Source organism: Sphingomonas beigongshangi, from assembly GCF_016820445.1.
Classification (GTDB): domain Bacteria; phylum Pseudomonadota; class Alphaproteobacteria; order Sphingomonadales; family Sphingomonadaceae; genus Sphingomonas; species Sphingomonas beigongshangi.
Map to the genome: position 1 here is coordinate 97,476 of NZ_JADHDT010000008.1, position 19,402 is coordinate 116,877.

Below are 19,402 nucleotides of genomic sequence, written 5' to 3' on the forward strand. Positions count from 1 at the left end.
TCGGCCGCCGATGCCGCTCCGTCGACGCCCATGCGCAATCGGGGAGTGACGCGATGACGAGGATGATCGGCGTCGGCCTGATCGGCTATGGCCTCGGCGGCCGCGCCTTTCATGCGCCCTATGTCGCCGCGTCGCAGGACATGGCGCTTCGAGCGGTCGTATCCCGCGACTCCGCCAAGGTCCACGCCGACATTCCCGCGGTGCGCGTGGTCCCAAGCGTCGAACAGCTCCTCGACGACCGGGACATTGACCTCGTCATCGTCTCGAGCCCGGACGCACTGCATGCCGAGCATGCGCTGGCGGCGCTCGCCGCCGGCAAGAGCGTGCTGGTCGACAAACCGTTCGCGACGACGCTTGAGGACGCCCGCCGCCTCGTCGCCGTGAGCGAGCGATCCGGCCAGCTGCTAACCGTCTTCCACAATCGTCGCTGGGATGCCGACTTCCGCACGCTCCGGACGCTGATAGCGGACGGTCGCCTCGGCGCCGTGGCCACGATGGAAAGCCGCTTCGATCGGTGGCGGCCCGTGCCCGCCGCCACGTGGAAGGAAGCGCGCGCCGGGGGATCGTGGCTGGATCTTGGGCCGCATCTGGTCGATCAGGCGCTGCTGCTCTTCGGTCGCCCGCTCGCGATCAGCGCGGATATCGCCACCTTGCGCGCGGGTGCGCCCGCCCCCGACTATTTTCAGGCCGTATTGCGCTATGCGGACAAGCGGGTGACGCTGCATTCCAGCAAGATCGCCGCCGCGCACGACCTGCGCTTCGCCGTGCACGGCACGGGCGGCAGCTGGATCAAAAACGGCATCGATCCTCAGGAGGCGGCGACGATCGCGGGCCGTCGGCCACAGGGCAAGGATTGGGGGCATGATCCGCTCGACGGCATCCTGACCCCCGTCGACGGCCCCGCGGCCGCCGTTCGCGTGCCGAACGCACGCGGCGATTACCGGCTGTTCTGGTCCGCCCTTGCCGCCGCGATCCGCGGGGAAGGTCCCAATCCGGTGCCGCCCGGCGAGGCGCTGGCCGTGATGGAGGTGCTCGACGCGGGATCGCGAAGCGCGGCCGAACGCCGCGAGATCGCCTTGTGACCTGATGCGCATCGACCGCGGCCGCGCAGCGTGCCCGCGTCACGCCTCCGCACGGACGAAATCGACAAAGGCGCGGAGCGGCGGCGGCACCAGCCGGCGCCCGGAATAATAGAGGAAGGGGCCGGAAAAGGACTGCCACCAGTCGTGCAGCACCGGTTCCAGCGCCCCGCTGTTCAGTGCCGGCCGCAGCCAATCCTCGAACAGATGGACGATCCCCCCACCGGCGATCGCGACGTCGACCAGCAGGTCGACCGCGCCGGCGACGCTGGCGACGAGGGGACCCTGAGGTTCGACCCGGACGATCTCGGTGCCGCACTCGAACTCCCAAGGGCCGGTCAGCGCCCCGCTGCCGAACCGTCCGCGCAGGCAGGGATGCGACAGCAGGTCGCGTGGATGGCCCGGCCGCCCTCGCGCGTCCAGATAGGCGGGCGCCGCCGCCGTCGCGAACCGCTGCACGCGAGGGCCGATCGGCACGGCTATCATGTCCTGCTCGAGCCGCTCGTCATAGCGTATGCCCGCATCGCAGCCCGACGCCACCACGTCGACGAACCCGTCCTCCGCGACGATCTCGACCTGGATGTCGGGATAAGCGGCGAGGAACCGCGGGAGGATCGTCGGCAGCACCAACCGCGCCGCGCTCACCGGCACGTTGAGGCGCAGCGTTCCCGCCGGACGGTCGCGGAACAGAGCGATCACGTCGAGCGCCGCCTCCACCTCGCCCAGCGCCGGGGTCAATCGCTCGATGAGCCGCGCGCCCGCCTCCGTCGGCACGACGCTCCGCGTCGAGCGATGCAGCAGGCGGACACCCAGATGCGCCTCCAGCCTGCGGACCGCCTCGCTCAGCGTCGACGCACTCGAACCGGCCGCGCGGGCCGCGTCGCGAAAGCCGCGTGCGCGTGCGACCGACAAAAATGCGTTAAGATCGGCGAGATCGGCCTTCATCGTTCGGTTTTCCGCACAGCCTGTTCGGATATCTCCCGCTTATCGCGAAGATAGGCAACACGTATCTCCGGCCGGCAAGGAGACAGACGATGATCGAACAGGCAGGCACCTATTCCTTCGCGGGGCGTACCGTGAAGCGGCTCGGCTATGGCGCGATGCAACTTGCCGGCCCGGGGGTGTTCGGACCGCCCCGCGACAACGACCAGGCGCTCGCCGTCCTGCGGGCCGCGCTCGACGCCGGGGTCGACCACATCGACACGAGCGACTTCTACGGCCCGCATGTCACCAATCGGCTGATCCGCGAGGCGCTGGCGCCCTATCCCGACGATCTGCTGATCGTCACGAAAATCGGCGCCCGCCGCGGCGACGACGCATCATGGTTGCCCGCGTTCGAGCCCGATAACCTCGCGCGCGCGGTCGAGGACAATCTCCGGAACCTCGGTCTGACGTCGCTGCCCGTCGTCAACCTGCGCCTGATGTTCGATGTTCACGGCCCAGCGGAAGGCTCGCTCGCCGCGCCGCTGAAGGCGCTGGCGGACCTCCAGCGGCAGGGACTCGTCGAGCATATCGGCCTCAGCAACGTCACGCCCGCGCAGTTCGAGGAGGCTCGCGGCATCGCGCCGATCGTCTGCGTCCAGAACCAGTACAATCTCGCCCACCGCGCCGACGATGATTTCATCGACACACTCGCGGCGGAAGGCGTCGCCTACGTCCCGTTTTTCCCACTCGGCGGGTTCAGCCCACTGCAGTCGACGGCATTGTCCGATGTCGCCGCACGGCTGGACGCAACGCCGATGCAGGTGGCGCTGGCGTGGCTGCTCCGGCGCTCGCCCAACATCCTGCTGATCCCCGGCACGTCATCGCCGGCCCATTTGCAGGAAAACCTCGCCGCGGCCGCGCTGTCGCTGCCCGAGGCGGCCGTCGCCGAACTCGACGCGATCGGCCGGTGATCACACCGGCCGATTGGCGAGCACCGCGTCGAGCAGTCCGGGAAAACGCGCGTCGAATTCCTCGCGGCGCAGCACGTTGATCATCTCGCGCCCCGCCTGCGTCGTCTCGATCAACCCCGCCGCGCGCAACAGCTTGAGGTGATTGGACAGCGTGCTCTTGGGGATCGACTCGCACGGTGCGGCATCGGCGCAGCTCAGCCGTTCCGCCGTCGCGAGCCGCGCCACCATGCCCAGCCGATTGGGATCGGCCAGGGCGTGCAGCGCCAGATCGAGCGGCACGTCCTCCAGCCGGGGATGGGTGAAGCGGGGCATGGGCACGATATAGGACGAATAATTCGATTTAATAGTTCGGGATCATTGAACCGTTGAACCGATCCCCCATCTTCCTCGGGCCGACAGCGCACGATGCCGTGATCGCGGGCAAGGAATTTGGAGACTGCACATGTCACTTGAAGGAAAGAAGGCGCTCGTCACCGGCGGTTCGCGCGGCATCGGCGCGGCGATCGCCAGGCGGCTCGCCGCAGACGGCGCGGCGGTCGCCATCACCTATGCCGGCAACAAGGCCGCGGCGGAGGCCATCGTCGCCGCCATCGAGGGCGCTGGCGGCACGGCCTTCGCGTTCCAGGCGAATGCCGCCGTTCCTGCGTCGCAGCGTGCCGGGGTCGAACAGGCGGCCGATGCACTGGGCGGGATCGACATCCTCGTGCACAATGCCGGTGTGGCCGAATTCTCGCTGATTACGGACGACACGGACGAAACCTACGAGCGGCAGTTCGGCGTCAACGTAAAGGGCCTCCACGTCGGCACGCGCGCGGCACTGCCGCATCTCCGGGACGGCGGCCGGATCATCCTGATCGGCAGCATCTCCAGCGAGAAGGCCTTTCCGGCGACCACCGTCTATAGCGCGACCAAGGCGGCGGTGGCGGCGCTCGCCCGCGGCTGGGCGAAGGACCTCGCGCCGCGCAACATCCTGGTCAACACGGTGCAGCCGGGACCCATCGACACCGACATGAACCCCGCCGACGGCGAATTCGCGCAGCAGATGACCGGCGCCATCCCCCTCGGTCGCTATGGCACGGTCGAAGAGATCGCGGGCGCCGTCGCCTTCCTCGCGGGCCCGGACGCCAGCTACATCACCGGCACCACGCTGAACATCGACGGCGGCGCGACCGCCTAGCGCGGCCCTTGCCAGACCCCTCCCCACCGGGAGGGGTCGACCGCTCCGCGATGTGGCACGGCGCGGGCGTTCCCTCGGTCCCGATGCAGCCCGCGGCCGACGAAGGGTCGCGCAGGCCCCAACCGGCCGGGAGGCGATCACCCGGCTGCCGACCCATGCCGGAGCCGTTTCGGCCGCCCGCTCGTTCGGGCGCCCATGAGCCGCGACCACCATCACCGCTATCCCTATCGACCGATCACCGACCGTCCGGTGTACGACTGGCCCGGCGGCGCGCGCCTTGCGCTCTATTTCGGCGTCAATCACGAGGTCTTCGACTTCGGCGGCGGGCTGGGCGCGGAACTGGCGCCGTCGCAGACCGACCCCGACGTGATGAACTATGCCTGGCGCGATTACGGCAATCGCGTCGGGGTATGGCGCCTGTTCGACCTGTTCGACCGATTGGACCTGCGCACCACCGCGCTGCTCAACGCCGACGTTCTCGATCGCTGTCCCGGGCTCGCCGAAGCCTGCCGCGATCGTGGCGACGAGATCGCCGCGCATGGCGGCAGCAACGCCGCCGCACAGGGCGGCATGCACCGCCATGGGGAGGATCGCATGATCCGCGACGTGACGGAGCGGCTCGCCGCGCTTGGAACGCGGCCGACCGGCTGGCTCGGCCCATGGATTTCCGAAAGCCGCCACACGCCCGACCTCCTCGCGAAAGAAGGCTATAGCTACGTGCTGGACTGGGCGCACGACGACCAGCCGACACGGCTCGCCACACGCGGAGGCAGCTTATTGTCGATACCATATTCGCAGGAAATCAACGATATACCGGCCATTATTCAGCGCAGGCAGGAGGCCGAGACCTTTGCCGGCATGATCCGGTCGGCGGTGGATCAGCTATTGTCCGAATGCGATCGCCGGCCACTGGTGCTGGGCATCGCCTTGCATCCCTACATCATGGGGCAAGCGCACCGCGTGCCGCCGCTCGCCCGCGTCCTCACGGCGCTGCGCGAGGCGAACGATCCCCGGATATGGTGGACGACCGCGGGCGAGATCGCGGCGTACGTCACCGCCAACGGCCTCGCGGCCTGAGCGACCGAGGCGGCCCGCCCGATGCGAGCCGCCCGATATAAACAACAAAATCAGGACATTATTCGGATAATCTGATGGGCGACGGGATGTTCATCGAGCGACGAAGACATGTTTGGGCAGCACGACGTGCGCGCCCTTGTTGCGATCCACGAGCTCGGTAACCTCCACGTCGCCGGCGGTGCTGACGAGCATATAGGCGTCGTCGCGCGTCATCCCCCTGGCAGCGACGAGGAACGCGATCATGTTCCGCACGGCCTTGCGCGCGGCGTTGGACAGGTCCTCGTCATAGCCCATGGCGACATAGGCATCGGGCGTCTCGGCGCGCGGATAGGCCGCCTCGGTGGCAGTCCCCTCCCCCTGCTTGTGCAGGATGAGCTGCAGCGTCCCCGTCAGCGATGTCTCCAGGGCGGTGATATCCACCTCGCCATTGCCCTGCGCTGCATGGCCGTCACCGACCTCCAGCAGGCCACCCGGCGCGTGCACCGGCAGGAACAGCGTCGTGCCCGCGACCAGCAGGCGATTGTCCATGTTGCCGCCGTGGATCGATGGAGCGGTGGAGTCGTAGCGGCCGAACGCCGCTGGCGGGGCGACGCCCATCGACCCGAAGAAAGGATGCAGCGGCACCTCCACGCCGGGGGCGAGCCTGCCGATCATGCGGCGCCGGTCCAGCGGCACGATCTTGATCCGCCGATAGGGGAAATCGTCGGTGAGGAAGCCGGTCGTGGGGCCGAAGGCGTTGTAGGCGTAGGGGATTGCGAGGTCGATTTTGAGGATCCGGACCTCAAGCGTGTCGCCCGGCTGCGCGCCCTCGATCGCGATCGGCCCGGTGAGGATATGCCCGCCGGGCCCTCGCGCCGACGTCGGGACGCCGTCGAATACCGCCCGCAGCGAGGGCTCCACCTGGTCCGCGGGCAGTCCAGCCGCCTCCAGCCCCTTGGGGCTGTTGGTAATCAGCGTATGCACGACCACCGTGTCCCCCGACCGCACCGTCAGCACCGGGGTCGCGCCCGCTTCATAATGTCCCCACGCGACCGTGGCCGGCGTCGCGGGCAGGTCATATTGCTTGGCGCCGGCGGCGCTCGACACCGCGAGCAGCAGCACCAATTTCCAGGTCACGGCCATATCGATCCTTCCTCCATCCGGGCGAAGCCTAGGGGCCGATCCACGTTCGTGGAAGCGGTGCCACGACGATCCGCTCTGATGACAATGACTTGCCAGCCGTTCGATCAGAGGCGACGATGGGTCATGGTGTTCCTAGCCCCGCTTCTGCTGCTGCAGGCCGCAACCGCGCTCGGCGCGCCCCAGCCGCAGGCTCAGTCTCAGCCCCAGCCGCTGGCCCCCGCGGCCAGGCCCGCTCCGGCCGTCTCCCGATGGCCCGCGCGCGACGCGCAGTTCACCATCCGCGATTTCCGCTTTCGATCCGGCGAAACGCTGCCGACGTTGCGCATCAATTACACCACTTTGGGGCAGCCGCACCGCAACGCCAGGGGCGAGATCGACAATGCCGTCATGGTGCTGCACGGCACCGGCGGGACCGGGCGACAGTTCCTCAGCCCACAATTCGCGGACGAACTCTACGGGCCCGGCCAGCCGCTCGACATCGCCCGCTACTGGATCATCCTTCCTGACGGGATCGGCCACGGCAAATCGTCGAAGCCGTCCGACGGGCTGCGCATGCATTTTCCACAGTACGACTATGACGACATGGTCGAGGCGCAATATCGGCTGCTGCACGATGGTCTGGGGATCCGCCGGATGCGGCTGATCATGGGAACCTCGATGGGGTGCATGCACAGCCTCGTCTGGGGCGAATCGCATCCCGATTTCGCCAGGGCGCTGATGCCGCTGGCCTGCGAGCCGGTCGAGATCGCAGGGCTCAACCGCATGTGGCGACAGCTCGCGATCGACGGGATCAAGGCCGATCCCGCCTGGGCGGACGGCGACTATCGCGCGCCGCCGGTGCAGGGACTGCGCACCGCCGCCAGCCTGTTGTTCGTCGCGGGCGCCGCGCCCCTGTACTTCCAGGCGCAATATCCCACGCGCGACGCCGCCGCGACCTTCGCGCGAGAACGCGTCGCGGCGTCGATCGCGGCGACCGACGCGAACGACCTCATCTACCAGCTGGACGCATCGCGGCATTATGCGCCCTGGTCGCGGCTCGAGGCGATTACGGCGCCCACCACCTGGATCAATTCCGCCGACGATTTCATCAATCCGCGCAACCTGGATTATCCGCGGCGTGCGGTCGCACGGATGAAGGACGCGCGGTTCTTCCTTATCCCCGAAAGCGACGACACGCGCGGGCACGGTACCCATACCGCCGCCCGCTTCTGGAAACAGGATCTGGTCGCCTTGCTCCGGCGCAGCGAATAACGGCCCGACGTTCCGGGAGGCCCCTCGCCGGCAAGCAACGTGCCGCGCGGCGCCGATCCGCCGTCAGCGGCACGAGATGCCGTCGCGGCGAACCCCGAAGCCGTCACGGCCGGGGCGCCACGTCAGCGCAATTGCATGAACATCGCCAGGGCGTTCCGCTCGCTGTCGGCGAAATAGTCGTAGAGACGACGCGCGATCGACGCGATGCCGGACTGACGATCACGCCCGCCGCGGGCGAAGATGGCGACCGCCACGCGGTGACCGTCAGGCATGGTGACGAACCCGACGTCGTTGGTGACGCCGTCGAGCGTGCCTGTCTTATCCTCCACCGTCGTACCGGTGGGGAGCAATGCCCTGATACGATGCGTGCCGGTCGCGCAACGCCGCATGAGGTCGAACAGGAAGGTGCTGCTCTTTGGGGTCAGCACCGTCGCGTCCACCAATCGTCCCAGCAGCGCGACCATGGCGTTCGGCGTCGCCACGTCCTTCACGTCCGCGAGATGGCCACGATCGCGCAACAGCTGCGCGATCGTCCGGTCGACCCGTATGCCTGCCATGTCGTGCGAGCGCAGCCATTGCTGGACGACGGCAGGCCCGCCCAGCGCGGCGAGAAGCTGGTCCGCCGCCTGGTTGTCGCTGCGGACGATCATCAGCTCCATGGCCTTCGCCGCGCTCCGCCCCGCGACGGTATCGCTCAGGCTGCGGCGTCCCTTGTCGACATCGGCGAGATAGGCGGCGGCGATGGCCAGCTTTACCGTGCTGGCCATCGCAAAGGACACGTTGCCGTTCACCGCCACGCTGGACCCGTCGCGAAGATCGAGCGCCGCAATGCCATATTCGCCTGGTCGTCCGCTCACCAGCGCACTGAGCTGGCGCTCGAGGCCGATGAGGTGGGGCGACGTCGCCGCCGCCGCGGGGATGGGCGACAACAGGGTCGCCGCCATGCCGGTAAGAAGGAAGAGGCGGGAAAGCATCGGTGCGCGCATGATCGGCCTTGTTCTACGTCCTTGGCTTACCCTTAACACGGCAAGCCTGAACAGACCCTCTCCGCATTCAGACCGAATTCTTGTCGCCGCCTCCGGTCACCGTGCCGCTTATCCCTGACGCCAATCGAACGTCAGCGGTGCCTCGCGGAAGGCGAAGCGGTCGAGGTGGCTCGCGACCACCTCGCGCATCCGCGCCTCGTCTTCGCCGTCGGGAACCGTCAGCAGCAGGTCCAGCGTGTCGTCGCTGGCCCGCATCTCCAGTCGCGATGCGTTGGGAAAGACGATCGTCCCCTCCTCCGCGGTGAAGACGACCTCCATCTTGTGGCTCCAGTGTTTCGCCAATTGCTGGAGGTAGCGGCTCGACGAATGCGTCGGCACGCGCGCGACCGACACGCTCATTTCAACCGCTCCACCTTTTGCGCCGCTTCGTCGAGGATGCCAGCGATACGATGGATCCTCTCCACCTCCGCCTCTCCCTTGGGGACGGCATTCTGGATCGCATGGCGCAGGTTGCCCATCGCACGCTGGATCGGCGAGCGCATCCAGCCGACCCTGTCGCGCTCCGAGCCGACATCTGTCAGCCGCTCGATCAATGTCGCTACCGCATCGGCATTCTCGGCCAAATGCGCCCGCCCCGCCTCGGTTACCGCGAAACGCTTGCGGGAACCCTCGCTTGCCTGCTCCTCGATCAACTCCATCTCGTCCAGCATCGACAGCGCCGGGTAGACGACGCCGGGGCTCGGGGCATAGGCGCCGCTCGTCAGCTCCTCGATCGCCTTGATCAGCTCATAGCCATGGCGCGGAGAGTCCGCGATCAGCTTCAGCAGGACAAGGCGCAACTCGCTGCCATCGAACATGCGCCGTCGGCCACCGCCGCCACCGCCGCCGCCGCGACCGGCATGCTCCCCGAAAATCTCGGCGAAGCGCTGCTCCAGTCGCTCGCCCCATTGTTCCCAGCCGCCGCGCGGCCCGAAACCGTTCGCGCGCCCGCGCGCATAGGCACCGTGGCCGCCATGACGGCCGTGATCGCGGTGATCCCTGTGATCGAACATCATCAACTCCATATCTCGATGCGCTCAAGATATATCTTGATATTCAGTCGTCAAGATACCTCACGATATATCTTGGAAAACCGCCAAAACACTGCGACTTTTGTGACCTTCCACGTCGACGCACCCGCCCCGGCAACCTATCTTCCGGCCATGGCAGACCTGCTGACCGGGCTCGAACCGGCGCCTTCCCCCAATGCCTCTGGACCCGGACCCGATGCGCCGCTCGCCGATCGGCTTCGCCCGCGGACGCTGGCGCAGGTCGTCGGGCAGGAGCATCTGACCGGTCCCGACGGGGCGATCGGGCGTATGGTCGCCGCCGGCCGCCTGTCGTCGATGATCCTGTGGGGGCCGCCGGGCACGGGCAAGACGACGATCGCACGCCTGCTCGCGGATGCGGTGGGCCTGCGCTTCGTCCCGATCAGCGCGGTCTTCTCCGGCGTCGCCGAGCTGAAGAAGGCCTTTGCCGAGGCGCGCGACCATGCGCGCATCGGCAGGCGCACCCTGCTCTTCGTCGACGAGATCCACCGGTTCAATCGCGCGCAGCAGGACGGCTTCCTCCCCTATGTCGAGGACGGCACGGTGACGCTGGTCGGCGCGACCACCGAGAATCCGTCGTTCGAGCTGAACGCGGCGGTGCTCAGCCGCGCGCAGGTGCTGATCCTGCATCGCCTCGGTGCGCCCGCGCTGACGAAGCTCCTCGACCGGGCGGAGGCGGCGGAAGGTCGCGCCCTGCCCCTCACCGCCGCCGCCCGCGAGGCGATGGTCGCGCAGGCCGACGGCGATGGCCGCTTCCTGCTGAATCAGGCCGAGACGCTGTTTTCTGTCGAACTGTCGGAACCGCTCGATCCGGCGGGCCTGTCGGCATTCCTGCAGCGGCGCGTCGCGGTCTACGACAAGGATCGCGAGGGTCACTACAATCTGATCAGCGCGCTGCACAAATCGATCCGGGGTTCCGACCCGCAGGCGGCGCTTTACTATCTCGCCCGCATGCTCACGGCGGGCGAGGAACCGCTCTACGTACTGCGGCGGCTTACCCGCGCTGCGGTGGAGGATATCGGGCTCGCCGATCCGCAGGCCTTGGTGCAATGCATCGCGGCGAAGGACACCTACGACTTCCTCGGCTCGCCGGAGGGGGAACTGGCGATTGCCCAGGCCTGCCTGTATCTCGCCACCGCCCCCAAGTCGAACGCAGCCTATAAGGCGCAGAAGAGCGCCTGGCGGACCGCGAAGGAGACGGGCTCGCTGATGCCGCCCGACAACATCCTCAACGCACCGACGAAGCTCATGAAGCAGATCGGCTATGGCGCCGATTATGCTTATGACCATGATACGGAGGATGCCTTTTCGGGCGCGAACTACTGGCCGCAGGATCTGGGCCCGCAGCGCTTCTACGAACCCACCGGGCGCGGGTTCGAGAAGAGGTTGCAGGAGCGGCTCGCCTATTGGGAGCAGCTGCGTCGCGAGCGCGGCGGGGCATAAGGTCTGCCGTCATCCGTTTCATGGCAACGACGGCGGATCGAGGAAGGCGATGGCATCCCCGGACCGGATCGCCTCGCCCTCGACCAGCTCGGGCCGCAGGCGCACGCCCCTGGGTACGAAGACGAGGATCGTCGATCCATGTTCGAACCAACCCATCTCGGCGCCCTTGGACAAGGCGACGTCGCACGCGAGCCGTGCCGATCCTAAGTCGCGCAGGCATTGCGCGCTGCCCAGGAACGCCAGCCGGATGCTCGCCACCAGGATCGCCGCGACCGGCACCAGCAGCACCGGCGTCCCGTCGTCGAGGCGCGTCTCGATGACCGCCCTCTCGTTGCGGCAGAACAGCCGTTCGACGCGCTTCAGTGCGATCGGATTGACGTTCCAGCAGTCGCCGGAGAGATAGGTCAATCCCTCGACGGTCAGATCGTGCGGCGCGTGGAACCGGTGATACATTCCCGCGGTCAGTCGCAGCGTCACGAAGCTGCCGTCGCGGAACCGCTCGACCAGGGCGGGATCGGGAATGAGGTCGCCGAGCCGGTAGGGGAAGCCCTTGACCTGGTACAGCGCATCGCCGTCGATCCGGCCGTGCGCGCCGACGATCGCGTCGCAGGGCGCGGCGATCGTCGCCGGGTCGGGGTCGAACCGCCGCGCGCCCGGCTTCAACGCCCGGGTGAAGCCATCGCGCAGGGACCGGAACCGCGTCGTCGCCGCGTCCGACAGGTCGACCCCTCCGAAAAACCGCCACAAGGCGATTGCCGGTTTCGCGACCAGCGGATGCTCGACGCGGGCGATCCGGCCTACCAGCGTCGTCGCGAGACGACGGGGAAGACGGTTGGTCAGGAGGAAATTGACGTCCTCCTGCATCAGCACGCGCATCAATCCCTTCGGCGCTGTCATCGGCGCGTCACGCGCATGCGCTCAGTCGCATCCATGTCCATCCTCCTCTATCCCATCGCCGCAGGCGCCGGACTGATCGCCGCGGCCAAGGGGCGCCGGCGCCTCGCGCTGTCGCGCGCCAAGCATCGGTCGCTCGGCGGGCACGTCCGCATGGCGAAGCGCATCGCCGGCCAGATCCCCTTCTACGAATATGGTCCCGAGCGCTTCTTCCGGGCCGACGGCGCACCAGACGAGATCGCCGCACGGCGACAGGCGGCGTTCGAACGGCTGGGCGCGCTCTATGCGACGCGGTTCGCCAGAACGCTGGCGCTGACGCGTGCGACCCGCGACGGCCTGTCCGACCTGCAGTTCACCGGCGCCTATCGCGTGCCCTTCCAGTTCAGCCGCCGCGTTCGCGAGACCTTGGGCACGGGCGCCTTCCTCGAACGGTCCGACGGCCCCAACGTCTATGATCTCGACGGCAACCGCCTGATCGACCTGACCGGTTCGTACGGTGTCAACCTGCTCGGCTATGACGCCTATAAGCAGATGATCCGCGAGGGCGCCGCGCTGGTGGAGGATCTCGGGCCGGTGCTGGGCGCGCTGCATCCGGTGGTCGCGGACAATGTCGCGCGCCTGCGTGCGCTGTCCGGCATGGACGAAGTGTCGTTCCACATGTCCGGCACGGAGGCGGTGATGCAGGCGGTCAGGCTCGCGCGCTACCATACCCGCCGGCGCCGGCTCGTCCGGTTCGCCGGAGCCTATCATGGCTGGTGGGGCGACGTGCAGCCGGGGATCGGCAATCCCGTCCCCGCCGACGGCACGCTGACGCTGGCCGACCAGTCGGAGCAGACGCTGCATGTGCTCGCCACGCGCAAGGACATCGCCTGTGTGCTCGTCAATCCGCTGCAGGTTCTCCACCCCAATGGCGCTGCCCCGTCCGATGGACAGCTCGTCGACGGCGGGCGGAAGGCCGGCATCGACCGCGACGCCTATGCCGCCTGGCTGCGCCGGCTGGCGGCGGTATGCCGCGCCAACGGCATTGTGCTGATCCTCGACGAGGTCTTCGTGGGCTTCCGCCTCGCGAAGGGCGGCGCGGCGGCCTATTTCGATGTAAGGCCCGACCTTGTCACCTATGGCAAGACGCTGGGCGGCGGTCTGCCCGTGGGGGTTCTCGCGGGACGTGCCGATCTGATGAAGAGGTGGCGCGACGATCGCCCCGTCGACATCTGCTTCGCGCGCGGCACGTTCAACGCGCATCCCTATGTAATGGGATCGATGAATGCCTTCCTCCGCCACATCGAAGGACCCGCGGGCGACGCGCTGTATGACGGGCTCGACCGGCGCTGGGACGCGCGCGCCGCGACGCTCAACGCCGCGCTGGCGGCGGAGGGGTTGCCGGTGCGCGTCGCGAACATCCAGACGATCTGGACCGTGCTCTACGACGCGCCCTCGGCCTACAACTGGATGCTGCAATTCTACCTCCGGGCGGCGGGCCTTGCGCTCAGCTGGGTCGGCACGGGGCGACTGATCTTCAGCCTCGACATCGACGACAGCCTGTTCGCCGAGATCGTCGAGCGGTTCGTCGTGGCGGTGCGCACGATGCGCGACGACGGCTGGTTCTGGCATGCAGAGGGCGCGACCAACAAGGACGTCCGCCGGCGGCTGCTCCGCGAAACGATCGCGGCTCGGTTCGGCCGAGGCTGAAAGGCCACTGGAGGGGGCGCAGCAGCAACCCCCTTCGATGGCGACCGCTGCGGCGCCTCAGCCGTGCGCCGCTTCCGGGTCGTCGAACCGCTCGCCGCGCAGCAGGCGGCGCGGCGCGCTCTTGTACATGCGGAAGTCGTTGAACGGATCGGTGATGATCTTCGCCGCCCAGACGAGTCCGGTCTCGACGTCGCGCTGCACGAACAGCTGCAGCGAGCGGAATACGATGGCCCCTGCCCCGAGCACCAGCCAGGCCGTGCCGACGCGGCGCAGCGTCGTCTGCCAGCCATCGGGCGCAGGCAGCAGGCCGAACAGCGTCGGCTCGAGGAACAGCGTGACGGGGATCAGCGCCCACAGGCTCATCAGCACGACCTTGCGGGCGAGATTGTAGCCGACCTTGATCTCTTCCTTATGGGCATGCGTCGCCTGATTCTTGTGATCGTAGCCCTTCGGCTCGAAGAAGAAATGGCCGGCCTGGCGACTGGTCATCGCGACCCCCCAGGCGAGCAGGCTGGCGACCGCGGCATCGACGAACAGCAGCGCATAGGCCGTCAGGAAGGTACAGGCGCTGATGAAATGGAGGCTCTGGTTGACCAGGCTGTGGTGATAGTAACGATGGTCGTCCCATCGCTGTTCGGCGAGCTGCGTGCGGAAGTTGGTCATCGGACGGGGTCCTGCGTGGAGGCATGCTTGGCGATGCGGACAAGCGAGAAGTGGCCGAGCGGGGGGATGGGCCGCGCTTCGATCAACGTCACGTCGTCGCGCCCCGCCGCCCAATTCTCGTAGAGCGAGAAGGGAAAGTCGGTGCGGAAACCGAGGCGGCTGGTGATCGGCATCAGCCCTTTCTCGATCCTGCCGCGCATGCCCCCGGTCGCGCTGACCCGCGTCGTCACCACGATCTCGCCGCCCGGCCGGCAGACGCGGGCGAACTCGTCGAGCGCCCGGTGCGGGTTGGGAACGGCGGAGACGACATATTGCGCGACGACCGCGTCGAACGCGTTGTCGGGATAGCGCAGGGCCTCGGCATCGCCGATTTCGATCGCCTCGACGTTCGCCAGCCGAAGCTTGCGGACGCGATCGCGCGCCTTGTCCAGCATGTCCTCGGAAATGTCGACGCCAACGATGCGGCTGCCGGCGGAATAACCGGGCAGCGAGATACCGGTACCGACCCCCACCTCGAGGATGCGCGCCCCGGCGCGTTCCGCCGCACGGATCGCTGCGGCGCGGCCTTGCCGGAACACGGGACCGAAGACGAGGTCATAGACCGGCGCCCAGCGGTCATACGCCTTGGCGACACCCGCCGTATTCATCTGCGTTGCCAAACGATGCTCCCTTGCCCTCGCGAATAGCTCGCAACATCTCGGGACAAGGCTGTGACAGCCGAGCGTGTCAGTTTGGCGACCGTCGTGCGACAGCGCTCATCATAAATGCGAAACCGAGCTGTCACAAATTCGCGGAAGCCGATCCCGCCAGGATGCGTTACGCAGACGCACCTCGATCGACGACGGAAAGGACGATGACGATGCGCGTGCTGGCGATGACGTTCCCGGCCATGGCCCTGCTGGCGGCCTGCGGCCCGTCGAACCAAGGAGCTTCGAACGCCGCCACGCCGACGGTCGTCGCAAAGCCCGGCGGGTTCGCGGAAAAGGTCGTCGCTCTTTCCGAACCGCAGCGCCGCGGCGTGATCCTGCGCGCGATCCGCGATGCCGGCAACGCCTGTCAGGGCGTCATCGGCACGCGCCGTCAGCCGGCCGGGATCAATGGCCTGCCAGCCTGGGCCGCGACGTGCCGTGACGGCAGCAACTGGCTGATCTCGTTCGGAGACGACGGCATGGCCCGTGTGACGGGCCTGCCCGCGCGCAAATAAGTCTGCCGCGACGGGGCGCGCTTCCAGCCCTCGGGGCGCATGCCCCGCGACGGTAAGCGCGCCCGCTCACCATCCCCGGCGCACCGGGGATGGCGAGAACGCCGCATGCAGGCCGCTTGACCTAGCGCCCCACCCAGCGCGCCACCGCGGGCCGGAGGCGATCGGCGACCGACTTGCGGACCGCGATGCCCGACAGCGTTCGCTTCGCGCCGCCGCGCGACGCGGCAGGGATATACTTGTCGGCATAAGCCTGGATCTTGCCGGGCATCGCCGGGTCGTTCGATCCGCCACCCAGGCCGACGATGAAGCCCGCGCGCTGGCTTTCCTCGACGAAAGGCTCGACCAATGCGCGGTTAGCCACCGCCCAATCGAACGCCATGTCCGGGTGCGACCCCGAAACCGACCGGAGCAGCGAAGCCTTTTGCGGCGCCGTGAATGTGTCCGTGCGCAGCAGTTCGAGCGCCTTGGCGGCGACGGTGTCGTCGCGGCTGGCCCCCAAGAGCGAGACGAAGCCGTTCTTCGCGACCGGATTTTTCTCGGCCTTCGCCAGCGCCAGCAGCTGCTCCCACTCGGCGGGTGTCGCGTTGATCGCGAAGGTCGACAGGATCGGCTGGCGGATCGCAGGCGGGATGGCGGTGGGATCGGTCGCCAGCGCCGCGACATAACGGCGCGCCTGTGCGGTCACTTCGGGATCGCCGTTCGAGCCGAGGCGCGCGACCAAAGACTCGCGCAGGTTGGAGACGAGCGGCGATTCGCCCAGCTTCGCGGCAAAGCCGATGCGCTGCATGATCGGCGCCAGCACCTGGACGGTACGCTGGCGCAGCGGCTGCTCCAGCGGCGTCTTGTAATACAGGCCGGTCAGGCTGCCGAGGCGGCCCGCGACGATCTCCCATTCCAGCGGATCGGCGTCCGGCGCCACCTTCGCCATGACATCGAAGAAGCGCGAGAGGTCCTGATATCCGCCCGCCGCCAGCGCATAATCGTCGCCCAGCGTGCCGAGCCGATCGGTGAGCGCGAGCCTGGTATAGTCGCGCACGATCGCGTCATGACCCGCCTGATCGTACATCACGCGCGTATAGCTGCCCTTGCCACGGTTGAGCACGAGCGTGCCGCAGCCCTTGATGCTGACGGCCGTCGCAGCGCCCGTGACCACGGTGCGTGTCTCGCCGCCGCCCAGCGTCGCGGCGACCAGGGGGACATGCCATGTCTGCGGGGTCTTGGACGCCGCGTCCATGCCGAAGCGCCCCTGCGCCAGGCTGGCCTGCGTCACGCCGGCGACGCAGCGGGCATTCGACAGGCTGACCAGCGGGACGCCCCCCTGCAACGTGAAGTCGTGCGCGATCTGTTCGACCGGCGTGCCGGCGGCGGCGGACAGTTCCGACCACAGCTGATCGGTGACGGTGTTCGAATATTTGTACTTCGCCATGTAACGGCGGATGCCGGCGCGGAAGGTGTCCGGGCCCAGCGTCGATTCGAGCATGCCGATCACGGCCTGCCCCTTCGAATAGGTGATGCCGTCGAAGGCCTCGCCGATCTGGTCGACCGTCTCGACGTGGCGGATGATGGGGTGCGTCGCGGCGGTGGCGTCGAAGCCCATCGCGCCTTCGCGATCGAAGGCGACGGCGGACGCGCCGGCCTCCCACGACGGATTGAGATCGCCGGCGGACTTGCTTTCCATCCACGAGGCGAAGCCCTCGTTGAGCCACAGGTCATCCCACCAGGCCATGGTGACGAGGTCGCCGAACCATTGGTGCGCCATCTCGTGGGCCACGACCGTGAAGATCCGCTGGCGGCCGCTCTCCGTCGCACGCTTCGGGTCGAACAGCAGTTCGGGCTCGAAATAGAAGATCGCGCCCCAATTCTCCATCGCGCCGAAGAACTGGCTGGAGCCGGGGCCAGCGATCATGTCCATCTTCGGCAGCGGATAGGGCGTGCCGAAATAATCGTTGTAATAGGTCAGCAGGCGCTTCGCCTGGGCGAGCGCGTAATCGCCCTGATCGACCACCCCGCGGCGCGTGATCACGCCGATCTCGACGTTGCCGGCCTTGACCGTCTTGCGTTCCATGTCGCCCATGCCGAGGAACAGCAGGTAGCTCGACATCACCGGCGTCTCGGCGAAGCTGTAGAGCTGCTTTCCGTCAGCCTGTGTCGTGACGTTGCTGGCCGGCATGTTGGAGAAGGCGAGTTGCCCCTTCGGTGCGACCGCCTTCAGCCGGAACTTCGCCTTGAACGCGGGTTCGTCCCACATCGGCGCAAACCGGCGGGCGTCGGGCGCCTCGAATTGCGTCGCGAGCATGCGCGCCTTGGAGCCGTCCTGGTTGGTATAGTCGATCGCGAAGAAGCCCGCCGCCGACTGGTTGATCTTGCCCGTCCATGTGAAGGATATCGTGTGCCGGCCGTTCGCGGCGGCCTGCGGCAGGGTGAGCGTGAGCTGCTGCTTGTCCTTGTCGATCGCGAACGGAACAGCCTTGCCGTCGAAGGACGCGCTGGCGACGGCGAGGTCGACGGCATTGAGCACGATCGAGCGGGTGACCGCCTTGACGTCGACCGTCACGTCCTCGCTGCCCGAAAACACCATCTTGTCCGCGTCGGGCGACACGGTGATGTCGTAGAGGACCGGAACGACGGTCTTGGGCAGGGAGCCGGCGGCGAGCGCCGGCGTGGAGACGGTCAGCGCGAGCGCGGTGACGGCGGCGAACTTCATGGGCAAGTCTCTCCGGTAGGTGTATGGTTAACCTCCTACACCTTTACCATGGTGCCGCAAGCGCCCGGACATCCGACCGACCGCCGACCCGCTGGACAGCGCGATCCGTTGCGCTACAAAACCGATCCATGAGCCTGCCTGCCCTGTTCGATCGCCTGCGCCTGCCCGTCATCGGGTCGCCGCTGTTCATCATTTCCAACCCGGATCTGGTCATCGCGCAATGCAAGGCCGGCATTGTCGGCTCGTTCCCGGCGCTCAACGCGCGACCGCAGGCGCTGCTCGACGAATGGCTTCATCGCATCACCGAGGAACTGGCGGCGCACAACCGCGACCATCCGGATGCGCCCGCCGCGCCGTTCGCCGTCAACCAGATCGTGCACAAGTCGAACGATCGGCTGGAGGCGGACCTGGCGACCTGCGCGAAATGGCAGGTCCCGATCGTCATCACCTCGCTCGGCGCGCGCGAGGATCTCAACACCGCGGTTCACGACTGGGGCGGCATCACGCTGCACGACGTCATCGACGACCGGTTCGCGCGCAAGGCGATCGAAAAGGGCGCGGACGGGCTGATCGCGGTCGCCGCCGGTGCCGGCGGCCATGCGGGCCGGCTGTCGCCGTTCGCCATCGTGCAGGAGATCCGGCAATGGTTCGACGGACCGCTGGCGCTGTCCGGTTCGATCGCGACGGGTGATGCGATCCTCGCCGCACAGGCGATGGGCGCGGACCTCGCCTATATCGGCTCCCCGTTCATCGCGACCGACGAAGCGAACGCCGCCCCCGCCTACAAGGACGCGATCGTTGCCGGGCGCGCCGCCGACATCGTGTATTCGAACCTCTTCACCGGTGTGCACGGCAATTACCTGCGCAGCTCGATCGAGGCGGCGGGGCTCGACCCGGACCATCTGCCCGAGGGCGATCTCAAGACGATGGATTTCGGCGGCGGCAATGGCGCCAAGGCCAAGGCGTGGCGGGACATCTGGGGTTCCGGACAGGGAATCGGCGCGGTGGAGGCGGTCGAGCCGGCGGCTGCGCGCGTCGCCCGCCTGGCGGACCAGTATCGCGCCGCCCGGGCTCGTATGGGTCTGACGACCGGCTGAACCGGCGGCGGCTGGTCGGCGGACCGATCCGAG

Annotated in this window: 19 protein-coding genes; 9 read left to right on the forward strand and 10 right to left on the reverse strand. The window is 67.8% G+C overall.

Annotation, left to right across the window (positions count from 1 at the left end):
* Positions 1-53: 53 nt before the first annotated feature.
* Positions 54-1,082 (forward strand): oxidoreductase, encoded by a 1,029-nt coding sequence (locus tag IQ292_RS15050; RefSeq protein WP_203311136.1) that lies wholly within the window; start codon positions 54-56, stop codon positions 1,080-1,082.
* Between the two features lie 39 nt (positions 1,083-1,121).
* Here the strand turns inward: IQ292_RS15050 and IQ292_RS15055 are convergent, their stop codons facing one another.
* Entirely contained in the window at positions 1,122-2,024 is a 903-nt protein-coding gene (locus tag IQ292_RS15055; protein WP_203311137.1) for a LysR family transcriptional regulator, read from the reverse strand.
* A gap of 89 nt (positions 2,025-2,113) precedes the next feature.
* On the opposite strand from IQ292_RS15055, the gene IQ292_RS15060 reads away from it, so the two are divergent.
* Positions 2,114-2,974 carry an aldo/keto reductase family oxidoreductase gene (locus tag IQ292_RS15060; protein ID WP_203311138.1) on the forward strand — a complete coding sequence of 287 codons (861 nt, stop codon included), beginning with the start codon at positions 2,114-2,116 and terminating at the stop codon, positions 2,972-2,974.
* Here the strand turns inward: IQ292_RS15060 and IQ292_RS15065 are convergent, their stop codons facing one another.
* Complete coding sequence (locus tag IQ292_RS15065; RefSeq protein ID WP_203311139.1) at positions 2,975-3,286, reverse strand: ArsR/SmtB family transcription factor; 312 nt, start codon at positions 3,284-3,286, stop codon at positions 2,975-2,977. It abuts the gene before it with no gap.
* 130 nt (positions 3,287-3,416) lie between these two features.
* Between IQ292_RS15065 and IQ292_RS15070 the strand changes: the two genes are divergently transcribed.
* The gene (locus IQ292_RS15070; RefSeq protein WP_203311140.1) at positions 3,417-4,151 is read left to right on the forward strand and encodes an SDR family oxidoreductase; all 735 of its coding nucleotides are present in this window, start codon (positions 3,417-3,419) and stop codon (positions 4,149-4,151) included.
* A gap of 195 nt (positions 4,152-4,346) precedes the next feature.
* Positions 4,347-5,228 (forward strand): polysaccharide deacetylase family protein, encoded by an 882-nt coding sequence (locus tag IQ292_RS15075; RefSeq protein ID WP_203311141.1) that lies wholly within the window; start codon positions 4,347-4,349, stop codon positions 5,226-5,228.
* A gap of 90 nt (positions 5,229-5,318) precedes the next feature.
* Here IQ292_RS15075 and IQ292_RS15080 read toward each other — a convergent pair whose 3' ends face one another.
* Complete coding sequence (locus tag IQ292_RS15080; RefSeq protein ID WP_203311142.1) at positions 5,319-6,350, reverse strand: acetamidase/formamidase family protein; 1,032 nt, start codon at positions 6,348-6,350, stop codon at positions 5,319-5,321.
* 123 nt (positions 6,351-6,473) lie between these two features.
* Here IQ292_RS15080 and IQ292_RS15085 point away from each other — a divergent pair, with 123 nt between their 5' ends.
* Positions 6,474-7,601, forward strand: a complete 1,128-nt coding sequence (locus IQ292_RS15085; protein WP_203311143.1) for an alpha/beta fold hydrolase — start codon at positions 6,474-6,476, stop codon at positions 7,599-7,601.
* Between the two features lie 122 nt (positions 7,602-7,723).
* Here the strand turns inward: IQ292_RS15085 and IQ292_RS15090 are convergent, their stop codons facing one another.
* The 3 genes from IQ292_RS15090 to IQ292_RS15100 all read right to left on the reverse strand — a co-directional run bounded on the left by IQ292_RS15090 (position 7,724) and on the right by IQ292_RS15100 (position 9,639).
* Positions 7,724-8,575, reverse strand: coding sequence for a serine hydrolase (locus IQ292_RS15090; protein WP_238941137.1), 852 nt, complete (start codon positions 8,573-8,575; stop codon positions 7,724-7,726).
* Positions 8,576-8,695: 120 nt separating this feature from the next.
* Positions 8,696-8,986 carry a DUF2218 domain-containing protein gene (locus IQ292_RS15095; protein ID WP_203311145.1) on the reverse strand — a complete coding sequence of 97 codons (291 nt, stop codon included), beginning with the start codon at positions 8,984-8,986 and terminating at the stop codon, positions 8,696-8,698.
* Positions 8,983-9,639, reverse strand: coding sequence for a PadR family transcriptional regulator (locus IQ292_RS15100; RefSeq protein WP_338057644.1), 657 nt, complete (start codon positions 9,637-9,639; stop codon positions 8,983-8,985). Before IQ292_RS15100 ends, IQ292_RS15095 begins: the two co-directional genes overlap by 4 nt.
* A gap of 150 nt (positions 9,640-9,789) precedes the next feature.
* Here IQ292_RS15100 and IQ292_RS15105 point away from each other — a divergent pair, with 150 nt between their 5' ends.
* Positions 9,790-11,118 carry a replication-associated recombination protein A gene (locus tag IQ292_RS15105; RefSeq protein WP_203311278.1) on the forward strand — a complete coding sequence of 443 codons (1,329 nt, stop codon included), beginning with the start codon at positions 9,790-9,792 and terminating at the stop codon, positions 11,116-11,118.
* Between the two features lie 18 nt (positions 11,119-11,136).
* Here the strand turns inward: IQ292_RS15105 and asd are convergent, their stop codons facing one another.
* Positions 11,137-12,015 carry an archaetidylserine decarboxylase gene (asd, locus tag IQ292_RS15110; protein ID WP_238941138.1) on the reverse strand — a complete coding sequence of 293 codons (879 nt, stop codon included), beginning with the start codon at positions 12,013-12,015 and terminating at the stop codon, positions 11,137-11,139.
* Between the two features lie 33 nt (positions 12,016-12,048).
* On the opposite strand from asd, the gene IQ292_RS15115 reads away from it, so the two are divergent.
* Positions 12,049-13,701 (forward strand): aminotransferase class III-fold pyridoxal phosphate-dependent enzyme, encoded by a 1,653-nt coding sequence (locus tag IQ292_RS15115; RefSeq protein ID WP_238941139.1) that lies wholly within the window; start codon positions 12,049-12,051, stop codon positions 13,699-13,701.
* Positions 13,702-13,758: 57 nt separating this feature from the next.
* Here IQ292_RS15115 and IQ292_RS15120 read toward each other — a convergent pair whose 3' ends face one another.
* Together IQ292_RS15120 and IQ292_RS15125 are read right to left on the reverse strand one after the other, a co-directional pair.
* The gene (locus IQ292_RS15120; RefSeq protein WP_203311148.1) at positions 13,759-14,364 is read right to left on the reverse strand and encodes a hypothetical protein; all 606 of its coding nucleotides are present in this window, start codon (positions 14,362-14,364) and stop codon (positions 13,759-13,761) included.
* Complete coding sequence (locus tag IQ292_RS15125) at positions 14,361-15,023, reverse strand: class I SAM-dependent methyltransferase (RefSeq protein ID WP_203311149.1); 663 nt, start codon at positions 15,021-15,023, stop codon at positions 14,361-14,363. The genes IQ292_RS15120 and IQ292_RS15125 overlap by 4 nt, the downstream gene beginning before the upstream one ends.
* A 200-nt stretch (positions 15,024-15,223) precedes the next feature.
* Here IQ292_RS15125 and IQ292_RS15130 point away from each other — a divergent pair, with 200 nt between their 5' ends.
* The gene (locus IQ292_RS15130) at positions 15,224-15,568 is read left to right on the forward strand and encodes a hypothetical protein (RefSeq protein WP_203311150.1); all 345 of its coding nucleotides are present in this window, start codon (positions 15,224-15,226) and stop codon (positions 15,566-15,568) included.
* A 121-nt stretch (positions 15,569-15,689) separates the two neighbouring features.
* Here IQ292_RS15130 and IQ292_RS15135 read toward each other — a convergent pair whose 3' ends face one another.
* Positions 15,690-18,272, reverse strand: a complete 2,583-nt coding sequence (locus IQ292_RS15135) for a M1 family metallopeptidase (protein WP_203311151.1) — start codon at positions 18,270-18,272, stop codon at positions 15,690-15,692.
* A gap of 128 nt (positions 18,273-18,400) precedes the next feature.
* Here IQ292_RS15135 and IQ292_RS15140 point away from each other — a divergent pair, with 128 nt between their 5' ends.
* Positions 18,401-19,369 carry an NAD(P)H-dependent flavin oxidoreductase gene (locus IQ292_RS15140; protein ID WP_203311152.1) on the forward strand — a complete coding sequence of 323 codons (969 nt, stop codon included), beginning with the start codon at positions 18,401-18,403 and terminating at the stop codon, positions 19,367-19,369.
* Positions 19,370-19,402: the final 33 nt, after the last annotated feature.

Excerpts from the sequence above, each read along its gene's own strand:
- IQ292_RS15050 (WP_203311136.1), top strand. The coding sequence starts at position 54 with ATGACGAGGATGATCGGCGTCGGCCTGATCGGCTATGGCCTCGGCGGC.
- IQ292_RS15060 (WP_203311138.1), top strand. The coding sequence starts at position 2,114 with ATGATCGAACAGGCAGGCACCTATTCCTTCGCGGGGCGTACCGTGAAG.
- IQ292_RS15105 (WP_203311278.1), top strand. The coding sequence starts at position 9,790 with ATGGCAGACCTGCTGACCGGGCTCGAACCGGCGCCTTCCCCCAATGCC.
- IQ292_RS15140 (WP_203311152.1), top strand. The coding sequence starts at position 18,401 with ATGAGCCTGCCTGCCCTGTTCGATCGCCTGCGCCTGCCCGTCATCGGG.
- IQ292_RS15090 (WP_238941137.1), bottom strand. The coding sequence starts at position 8,575 with ATGCTTTCCCGCCTCTTCCTTCTTACCGGCATGGCGGCGACCCTGTTG.
- IQ292_RS15100 (WP_338057644.1), bottom strand. The coding sequence starts at position 9,639 with ATGTTCGATCACAGGGATCACCGCGATCACGGCCGTCATGGCGGCCAC.
- IQ292_RS15130 (WP_203311150.1), top strand. The coding sequence starts at position 15,224 with ATGCGCGTGCTGGCGATGACGTTCCCGGCCATGGCCCTGCTGGCGGCC.
- IQ292_RS15095 (WP_203311145.1), bottom strand. The coding sequence starts at position 8,986 with ATGAGCGTGTCGGTCGCGCGCGTGCCGACGCATTCGTCGAGCCGCTAC.
- IQ292_RS15085 (WP_203311143.1), top strand. The coding sequence starts at position 6,474 with ATGGTGTTCCTAGCCCCGCTTCTGCTGCTGCAGGCCGCAACCGCGCTC.
- IQ292_RS15075 (WP_203311141.1), top strand. The coding sequence starts at position 4,347 with ATGAGCCGCGACCACCATCACCGCTATCCCTATCGACCGATCACCGAC.
- IQ292_RS15080 (WP_203311142.1), bottom strand. The coding sequence starts at position 6,350 with ATGGCCGTGACCTGGAAATTGGTGCTGCTGCTCGCGGTGTCGAGCGCC.
- IQ292_RS15120 (WP_203311148.1), bottom strand. The coding sequence starts at position 14,364 with ATGACCAACTTCCGCACGCAGCTCGCCGAACAGCGATGGGACGACCAT.
- IQ292_RS15115 (WP_238941139.1), top strand. The coding sequence starts at position 12,049 with ATGTCCATCCTCCTCTATCCCATCGCCGCAGGCGCCGGACTGATCGCC.
- IQ292_RS15055 (WP_203311137.1), bottom strand. The coding sequence starts at position 2,024 with ATGAAGGCCGATCTCGCCGATCTTAACGCATTTTTGTCGGTCGCACGC.
- IQ292_RS15070 (WP_203311140.1), top strand. The coding sequence starts at position 3,417 with ATGTCACTTGAAGGAAAGAAGGCGCTCGTCACCGGCGGTTCGCGCGGC.
- IQ292_RS15065 (WP_203311139.1), bottom strand. The coding sequence starts at position 3,286 with ATGCCCCGCTTCACCCATCCCCGGCTGGAGGACGTGCCGCTCGATCTG.
- asd (WP_238941138.1), bottom strand. The coding sequence starts at position 12,015 with ATGACAGCGCCGAAGGGATTGATGCGCGTGCTGATGCAGGAGGACGTC.
- IQ292_RS15135 (WP_203311151.1), bottom strand. The coding sequence starts at position 18,272 with ATGAAGTTCGCCGCCGTCACCGCGCTCGCGCTGACCGTCTCCACGCCG.